This is a genomic window from Echinicola sediminis (genome assembly GCF_054777495.1).
In genome coordinates, this window is sequence record NZ_BAAHAP010000147.1 from 1 (window position 1) to 8996 (window position 8996).

The 8996-nt window shown below is 36.2% G+C and carries 8 protein-coding genes and 1 pseudogene; all 9 read left to right on the top strand.

The window, feature by feature from the left end:
• The first annotated feature begins 290 nt into the window (after positions 1-290).
• Positions 291-1259 carry a GDP-L-fucose synthase family protein gene (locus ACYVAA_RS21345; protein ID WP_460545746.1) on the top strand — a complete coding sequence of 323 codons (969 nt, stop codon included), beginning with the start codon at positions 291-293 and terminating at the stop codon, positions 1257-1259.
• Between the two features lie 70 nt (positions 1260-1329).
• A complete protein-coding gene (locus tag ACYVAA_RS21350; RefSeq protein WP_460545749.1) occupies positions 1330-1701 on the top strand; it encodes a GxxExxY protein in 372 nt (123 codons plus the stop codon).
• Positions 1702-1863: 162 nt separating this feature from the next.
• Positions 1864-3030 carry a GDP-mannose 4,6-dehydratase gene (gmd, locus tag ACYVAA_RS21355; RefSeq protein ID WP_460545752.1) on the top strand — a complete coding sequence of 389 codons (1167 nt, stop codon included), beginning with the start codon at positions 1864-1866 and terminating at the stop codon, positions 3028-3030.
• Positions 3031-3478: 448 nt separating this feature from the next.
• The gene (locus ACYVAA_RS21360) at positions 3479-4339 is read left to right on the top strand and encodes an ABC transporter permease (protein WP_460545755.1); all 861 of its coding nucleotides are present in this window, start codon (positions 3479-3481) and stop codon (positions 4337-4339) included.
• 54 nt (positions 4340-4393) lie between these two features.
• Complete coding sequence (locus tag ACYVAA_RS21365) at positions 4394-5629, top strand: ABC transporter ATP-binding protein (protein WP_460545758.1); 1236 nt, start codon at positions 4394-4396, stop codon at positions 5627-5629.
• Positions 5630-5635: 6 nt separating this feature from the next.
• Positions 5636-6715 (top strand): annotated as a pseudogene (locus ACYVAA_RS21370) (acyltransferase family protein).
• Positions 6716-6719: 4 nt separating this feature from the next.
• Positions 6720-7742 (top strand): glycosyltransferase family 2 protein, encoded by a 1023-nt coding sequence (locus ACYVAA_RS21375; RefSeq protein ID WP_460545761.1) that lies wholly within the window; start codon positions 6720-6722, stop codon positions 7740-7742.
• A complete protein-coding gene (locus tag ACYVAA_RS21380; RefSeq protein ID WP_460545764.1) occupies positions 7742-8836 on the top strand; it encodes an acyltransferase family protein in 1095 nt (364 codons plus the stop codon). The genes ACYVAA_RS21375 and ACYVAA_RS21380 overlap by 1 nt, the downstream gene beginning before the upstream one ends.
• A 10-nt stretch (positions 8837-8846) precedes the next feature.
• A partial coding sequence (locus ACYVAA_RS21385; protein ID WP_460545767.1) for a glycosyltransferase family 2 protein occupies positions 8847-8996 on the top strand: 150 nt, incomplete at its 3' end.

Genomic DNA, 8996 nt, shown 5'->3' on the forward strand with positions numbered 1-8996 from the left:
ACAGTGGGATTATGGTTCTGGCTGAACAAGAAACTGATAGAATGGAAGATGGCCCAGAAAAGGAGGATTGGGAAACGAAAGGCAATCAGGTGGCTGGAAACAGTCTACCGTGGAAAGCCAAACCTGTTCGCCCACTGGCAATTAGTACCCCCAACCCTTGGCAAGAACAGGAGGCCTAACTTTGGAAGCGCCGTGTGATGGGAGACTATCACGCACGGTGCTGTGAGAGGTTTGGGGTGAAATTCCCCTTACCTACTCGACTTTTAATTATAAATTAATAGTAAAACAAGATGCTTCATCACAATACCAAAATTTATATAGCAGGTCATCGAGGGATGGTTGGATCCGCAATCTGGCGAGCCCTGGAAGCAAAAGGATACAAACAGTTGGTTGGAAAAACCAGCAAAGAGTTGGATTTAAGAAATCAACAGGCAGTATGTAATTTTTTCGAAGAGGAAAAGCCGGAGGTGGTAATCGATGCAGCCGCCAGGGTAGGGGGGATATTGGCGAATAATAGCTACCCCTATCAGTTTCTAATGGAAAATATGCAAATCCAGAATAACTTAATAGACCAATCTCTCCTGAATGGAATTGAAAAGTTTATCTTTTTAGGATCTTCCTGTATTTACCCCAAAATGGCCAGTCAACCATTGAAAGAGGAAAGTTTGTTGACCTCTTCATTGGAACCTACCAATGAATGGTATGCTATTGCAAAGATTACAGGGGTAAAAGCTTGCGAGGCCATTCGAAAGCAGTTTGGTAAGGATTATATTTCCTTGATGCCCACCAATCTATATGGTCCTTATGATAATTTTGACCTGAAAACTTCCCATGTTTTACCTGCTATGATCCGTAAATTCCATGAAGCAAAGGAAAAAAGTGTTGGCGCTGAGGTCAGTGAGCCTGTCAAACTATGGGGGTCGGGAACACCAATGAGGGAATTTTTGCACGTGGAGGATATGGCAGATGCGGTGGTATTTGCCCTGGAAAATGACTTCAAGGACAATCTTTATAATGTGGGGACCGGAAAGGATTTAACGATTAAAGAATTGGCCGAGCTGATCCAGAAGACCGTTGGTCATAGGGGAGAAATTATTTGGGATAGTTCTAAACCAGACGGTACCCCTAGGAAACTAATGGACGTGTCCAAGATGCGCGATGCCGGTTGGGAAGCAAAGATTGGATTGGAAGAGGGGATTAAAGAGACGTATCAGTGGTTTTTGGAGAATATTGATTCTTTTAAGCAAGTTAAAATGTAAGTGGCACAGCTTTAAGTTACACAGAGTTTTGCAGAGGTATCACAGAGTAACACAGAGAAATTACTCTTTTATGGAATTAAATAATATAACCGAACTAATTTTAAAATCAGCTTATAAGGTTCATACAGCTTTGGGGCCTGGCTTATTAGAGTCATCCTACCAGGCTTGTTTAAAATATGAATTGGAAAAGGAAGGTTTGGTAGTAGAGCTTGAAAAGCCTTTACCGTTAATTTATGAGGAAGTTAAATTAGATTGTGGGTATAGAATTGATATGCTTGTTGAGAAGGAAGTTGTGGTTGAACTTAAAACTGTGGAACAATTTACTGATGTACATATTGCTCAAGTATTGACTTATTTGAAGCTTTCAAACAAAGAATTAGGCTTGCTATTAAATTTTAATACAAAAAGCCTGAAAAATGGGATTAAAAGACTAATACTTTAACTCTGAGAATAACGCAGTGCAAGCGCTTTCTAACAAGAGAAACAAATACTCTAAGCGACCCTGTGTAGTACTCTGAGAAACTTTGTGTAACAAATAAAAACTCCGAGCAACACTGTGTATTACTCTGGGCTACACTGTGAAACAAAAAAAATGACATATTAAATGGATAACGGAATTCAAAAAACAGCCTTAATCACAGGCATAACCGGACAGGATGGAGCCTATTTGGCCGAGTTACTTCTGGAAAAAGGCTATAAAGTACATGGAATTAAGCGTAGATCTTCGCTTTTTAATACGGACCGTATAGACCACTTATATGAGGATCCCCATGTGGAAAATCCCCAGCTGGTATTGCACTACGGTGATATGACCGATTCCATGAACCTTACCCGAATCATTAAGGAAACACAGCCTGATGAAATCTATAACTTGGCGGCTATGTCCCACGTAAAGGTTTCTTTTGATACTCCTGAATACACTGCCAATGCAGATGGGATAGGTACATTGAGGATCTTGGAGGCGATTCGCTTTTTGGGCTTGGAAAAGAAGACCAGGGTATACCAGGCTTCTACTTCAGAACTATACGGATTGGTGCAGGCTGTTCCCCAAACGGAAACTACCCCCTTTTATCCCCGTTCTCCCTATGCCGTGGCCAAAATGTACGCCTACTGGATCACTGTGAATTACCGAGAGGCTTATAATATTTTTGCTTGTAACGGTATTCTTTTTAACCATGAGTCCCCTTTACGTGGCGAGACCTTCGTGACCAGAAAAATTACCCGGGCGGCAGCTAAGATTTCGCTAGGATTACAGGAGCAGATTTTCTTAGGTAACTTGGATGCCAAAAGGGATTGGGGACATGCCAAAGATTACGTGCGCATGATGTGGATGATTCTTCAAGCTGAGGAGGCAGAGGACTGGGTCATTGCTACTGGAGTAACTACCACAGTTAGGGACTTTGTGAAGATGGCCTTTGCCCATGTTGGTTTACACTTACGTTTCGTGGGAGAAGGGGTAGATGAGATTGGGGTACTTGACTCCATTGATGAAGAAAGATACGTAAAGGCAACCGGTAACCAATTCGATAATTCGACGATTCAACAATTAACCGGAAAAACCATTGTCAAGGTCGACCCGAAGTACTTCCGTCCAACCGAAGTAGAGTTACTTATTGGGGATCCCACCAAGGCGAAAGAAAAACTGGGCTGGGTTCCTGAATATGATCTCCAGGGATTGGTGACAGATATGATGGAGGCAGATGTAGAACTGTTTAAAAGAGATCTCTATCTTAAAAAAGGTGGACATAAGGTCTTGACGCAAGCGGAGTAATTTAACTCCACGACCCCCTGAAGGGGGAGGGAGGTTAGGAGTTAAAGGAGTTAATGGTTAATTGTTTGGCTCCATTAACTATTAATCAGTAACACATAACAAAATTATTCTTCACCTTAGAATACGAAGTCTAAGCTTGCTTCGCATTTCGTCACAGCGAGAGGATGAAGGAACCGTAGAAGTCTCAACCGCTGAAAACGTCGCTGCTAAGGCGAGGAATGAGCCTGACGCAGTATCCAGATTGGTAACCATTAATGTATTTAAAGGTTAGGGGAAGTCTCTTTAACGCTTAATCCTATTAAACACATTTAGAAAATGTAGGGAGTTTTTAGAGCCTGATTTTAGGTTGTTCACTTTACCTATTATCAAGATTTATATAATATGATAGACTGTTGATTAGGCAATAAATCGGTTATGAATTATCACAAATTATAGTAAAGAAAAATATATGAATAGTAAAGATACTGAAGACTGGAGCTTAGAAATTTATCCTAAATCCAGATTGTTGGATTTAAACCTAAAGGAGGTTTGGGGATATAGGGATTTGTTATTATTGTTTGTTAGGCGGGATTTTGTGGCTGTTTACAAACAAACCATTTTTGGTCCTATATGGTTTTTTATCCAACCTATTTTAACGACCATTATGTTTATGGTTGTTTTTGGGGGGATCGCCAAAATGAGCACTGACGGCATACCGCAAGCTGTTTTCTATTTGGCAGGGATTGTCAGTTGGAATTATTTTGCCGAGGCATTAAGGACTACTTCTGAAACATTCGTTACAAATGCCAGCGTTTTTGGAAAGGTGTATTTTCCAAGAGTAATCACACCACTTAGTATTATAATCTCCAAGTTGCTAACTTTTGGGGTTCAGTTTGGTCTATTTATCTTGGTTTATCTTTACTATTTGATTTTTACCGATGCTCCCATGCAGCCTAATTCTTATTTACTATTTATCCCTGCATTAATAGGAATTACTGCTGGTTTAGCTTTGGGTTTGGGCCTAGTAATTACTGCTATGACAACCAAATACCGTGATTTTCGCTTTTTGATTGGTTTTGCTATCCAATTGGGCATGTATGCAACCCCAATTATATACCCTTCCAATTCCATTTCCAATCCTACAATTAAGCTACTTATAATGGCAAATCCTATGAGTGCTATTATAGAAGCATTTCGATATGCTTTTACTAGTGCGGGTAATTTTAGTTGGATGAGCCTAAGTTATAGTTTTGGTATGATGATATTAATGCTTTGTATAGGAACAATTACGTTTAACAAGGTAGAAAAAACTTTTATGGACACAGTTTAGGTTTAACCTTTCTTAATGAAAATAATCAATTAATAAGATATCAAATTCGCAGCTATGAAACCTGCCATTAAAATAGAGAACTTAAGCAAGCAGTACCGTTTGGGAACAGTGGGGACTGGTACTTTTTCCCATGATGTAAACCGCTGGTGGCACAAAGTAAGGGGAAAAGAAGATCCTTATCTCAAAATAGGAGAATCTAATGATAGAACTACAAAGGGTAATTCCAATTATGTGTGGGCCTTGAAAGATATAAACTTTGAAGTGATGCCTGGGGAGGTGCTTGGAATAATTGGGAAAAATGGTGCTGGAAAATCCACGTTGTTAAAATTATTAAGTAGAGTAACTGCGCCCACCACGGGTAGCATAAAGGCAAAAGGGCGTATAGCATCTTTATTGGAAGTAGGGACAGGTTTTCATCCTGAATTAACAGGGCGTGAAAATGTCTTTTTAAATGGGGCTATTATGGGGATGACCAGACCTGAAATAAGGGCAAAGTTTGATGAAATAGTAAGCTTTGCTGGATGTGAACGTTATATCGATACACCGGTGAAAAGGTACTCTTCTGGCATGTATGTTCGGTTGGCTTTTGCAGTGGCAGCACACTTGGATCCCGAAATTTTAATAGTTGACGAAGTATTGGCTGTGGGAGATGCAGAGTTTCAAAAAAAGGCAATAGGTAAAATGAAAGATGTTTCCAAAGAAGGAGGTAGGACAGTACTATTTGTTAGCCATAATTTGAAAACAATTGAAATGCTTTGCCAACGAGCTTTATTAATGGATAAAGGCACGATTGCTCAGGTGGGACTAACTCGTGATATCCTTAATCGCTATCAGGAGGATCTACTAAATGGTTCTGAATGGAAAAGATTAGGAACCAAACAGGTGCAATTTGAAAGTTATAGCACCTCTAAAACAGAGGTTGGACTGGGCGAAGCTTTGGATATTAAATTAAAGTTGAAAAAAAATGATGATATAAAGGATGTAAGCCTTTCATTGGATATTAGAAATGATAGTAATGAATTTGTCGCTCATATAAACAGCGCGGATGACAGGTTTAAATGTGATTTTAATCATAATGGAGAGAGTGAAGTACATGTCAAAGTTCAAAACGTAAATTTAGCACCTGGAAATTATGTTATCTCAATTTGGGCAGGGACTGATTTTGGGGAAAATTATGATTACATTGAAAATTGCTTGGCGATGCGCGTGCTCCAAAATGAGAAACTTATAAAAAGAACCACTCCATATGATTCAAGAGCTAAAGTAGTATTACCTTCATCTTGGAATTAAAACAAAATGAATTACTATAAAAATTTAGATTTCCTGAGATTTGTGGCCGTTAGCCTGGTAATAATTCAACATTGGCTATTACATGATTTTTTTATTGATATAGGAAAAATAGGTGTAACTATCTTTTTTGTATTGAGTGGTTTTTTAATAACAAACATTTTACTGAAAAGTAAAGAGGATATTGAAAGAAAAAGATATTCATTGAAAAAAGCTTTTTGCAATTTTTAAATACGGAGGTCTATTCGAATTTTTCCAATTTACTTTTTGCTGATAGGTTTTCTGTATTTTATGAATTATGAAATAGTTACAAAAAATTTATTTTGGCTGCTAAGTTATACAGTAAACATTAAGACGTATTTAAGTCAATCATGGTTAGGAACAATGGGGCCTTTATGGACACTGGCTGTAGAAGAACAATTTTATTTTTTATGGCCTGCAATTGTATTTTTAACTTCCTCAGGTAATTTCAAGAAACTATTAATAGGATGTATTATAGCGGGGCCATTATTTCGTTTGACGGCAATGATGCTGGCTATTTATTATTTTGATAATCCAGACTTGAATATTTCGAGTGTAACTTTAATGCCTTGTAACATCGATTTATTTGCTATGGGAGGTGTTTTAGCTTATGGTTTGAGAAATGGAATAAATGTTTTAGATTTTCCAAAAAGAAAGGTATTATTACTAACTTATTTGTTGTTTACTTTCATCATAATTTTTTCTGGGACTTTGTTTTATCATACTTTTTTCGTTTCAATAATAGGAATTTGGAGCTATTTTATAATTGCTTATTTGATAAATGATAAAAAACACTACCAAAACATGTTTTTTCAGTTAAGGCCTTTTGTTTTTCTAGGAAAGATTAGCTACGGAGTGTATTTATATCACGGACCCTTTTTTTTTATTTTTGCTATAATTTCATTTGCTGAAATGAAATTATTTGGAGGCAGTTTTGTCTTTTTGGAATATCAGCATTCAAATCAGCTTATATTTATGAAAAACATAACCTATTTAATTTTAATAGCCTCATTATCTTGGTTCCTTGTTGAGAATCCAATAAATAAATTAAAACGTTATTTTGCTTAATTATATGAGTAGTAATCATCCTTTGATAACAGTTATAATGCCTGTTTACAATGGTGAAGTTTACCTTAGCGAAGCTATTTCATCAGTTTTAAAGCAGACCTATTCACATTTTGAGTTTATAATAATTAATGATGGAAGCAAAGACAACTCTCAAAAAGTGATTGAGTCATTTGATGATCCGAGAATAATTATTGTTAATCAAAACAATATGGGGGTCTCTAGGTCTTTAAACAAGGGAGTTAGTTTAGCAAGAGGTGAATATATTTGGCGTCACGATGCAGACGATTTTTGTTTGCCAGACCAACTGGAAAAGCAATTAAACTTTTTAAAAGAATATGACAATTTTGGACTGGTTTCTACTCAGGTCGCTTTTATGACCGATAGAGGAAAAATCGCCTATGATTTTAAACAGCCAAAGGATAGTTATTTTAAAAACAAAACTTTTGTGAAAGTCAAGAGGAAGCATTTTAATCCGTATTCACCAATTACGCATGCTACAGTATTGATCAAAAAAGAAGTTTTTAATTTAGTGGGAGGTTATAGAACTGAATTTAAAACTTCTGAAGATACTGATTTGTGGTTAAGAATATTGGAACATTATGATGTCGCTGTTCTGAATTACTGCTCTTATTTCGTTAGAATGAATGCGACTTCTGCTACACAAGTTTTTAAGGGTACTACCTCCTATTATAGAGATTTAGCATTTGAACTGGCAGATGAAAGAGCAATAAATGGAAATGATAGGCTTCAAAGAGGAGTTCAAATAGCTCCTCCTATTAAGCCTTTCAAAGGTCAAGCTCTTCCTAATAACAGAAAGAAGGGAGAAATTTATAGAAAGGACTTGTTGGATTTCAGCTACAAAGTGATGCTTAATGCAAAAGATTATCGAAACACAATTAGAGTATTACGTATTTCTGTTATTGATGGGTGGCGTTTGCGACAAACTTGGAAAGCGATTTTATTTCCTTTATTGGGGAATGGAATAGTAGAGACTGTAGTAAGTTTTAAAAAGATGCTTAAAATATAATGAAGCGATCGTTTTATCCCAATATAGAGGGGTTTAGAGGTGTAGCCGTGTTTCTAGTATTGCTTTCACATTGGATTGTGATTAAATTTTTCCCCCACCTGATTTTTTTGAAATTGGGGTATTTAGGCGTAAACTTCCTTTTTGTGTTAAGTGGTTTCTTAATTACAGAAATATTATTTATTGAAATTTATAATGATATTTCTCCTAAAACTATACTAAAGAATTTTTTTGCAAAACGGCTTCTTAGAATTTTCCCGATTTATTATTTGACTATCTTAATACTGGGATTTTTCAATTCAAACGAGAGTAGGGAGTTATTGCCGTGGACTTTATCATATACACTAAATGTAGGTCAAGTTTGGTTTGGAGCTGAAAATGATCTTTTTATGCATATATGGTCTCTATGTGTCGAGGAACAGTTCTATTTAATTTGGCCATTTATCTTGCTGTTTGTTAATAAGGTGAACTATAAATGGTTGATTTTATTTACTTTATTAGGCTCAGTGATTTTTAAATACCTTGCTATATTTTTTATGGGAAATTATGAGAGCATTATACACTCCAGTCTATTTTCGGCTTTAGATGCCCTTTGTATTGGTGGTGGCTTGGCCTATTTAAAATGCTTTAAATCCAGTCTATTTGATAAGATCAGCCAAATTCCCTCCATAGTTGTGCTATGTTTGTTAATCACCTTCTGGCTTACTTCTTATTATGAGGATTATTCTTATATGGTAATAAAACCTATCTTAAATCTCTTTGCAGGGGGGATCGCGTGTATAGTTATTGTTAAGGCAGTTTCAGGAGATCAAACCAATTTAATAAATAGATTTTTTAAACTAAAACCAGTTAAATACCTAGGGAAAATATCATATGGAGTTTATTTATATCATTGGATTCTTTTCTTTTTGCTAATGCCTAGCTTTAAGAGTTTTTGGAATAATCTTGATTTTAGTGGTTTTGGACGGTTTGGAATAATACAGTATAATATGTACGCGTTTAGTTTTTGTTTTTTTTTAGGACTTACTGTTCTATTATCAACTTTTTCATTCTATTTAATTGAAAAACCTATTCTTAAATTTAAGCGCTACTTTTGAGCATTATTAAATGATTTCAATAATAATTCCAAATTATAATCGAGCTCAATACTTAAAGGAAGCATTGAGCTCGGTAATCAACCAGACTTATCGAAACTTTGAGGTTTTGGTTATAGATGATGGAAGTACTGATGAGTCAAAAAGATTGGTAGAAAATTTT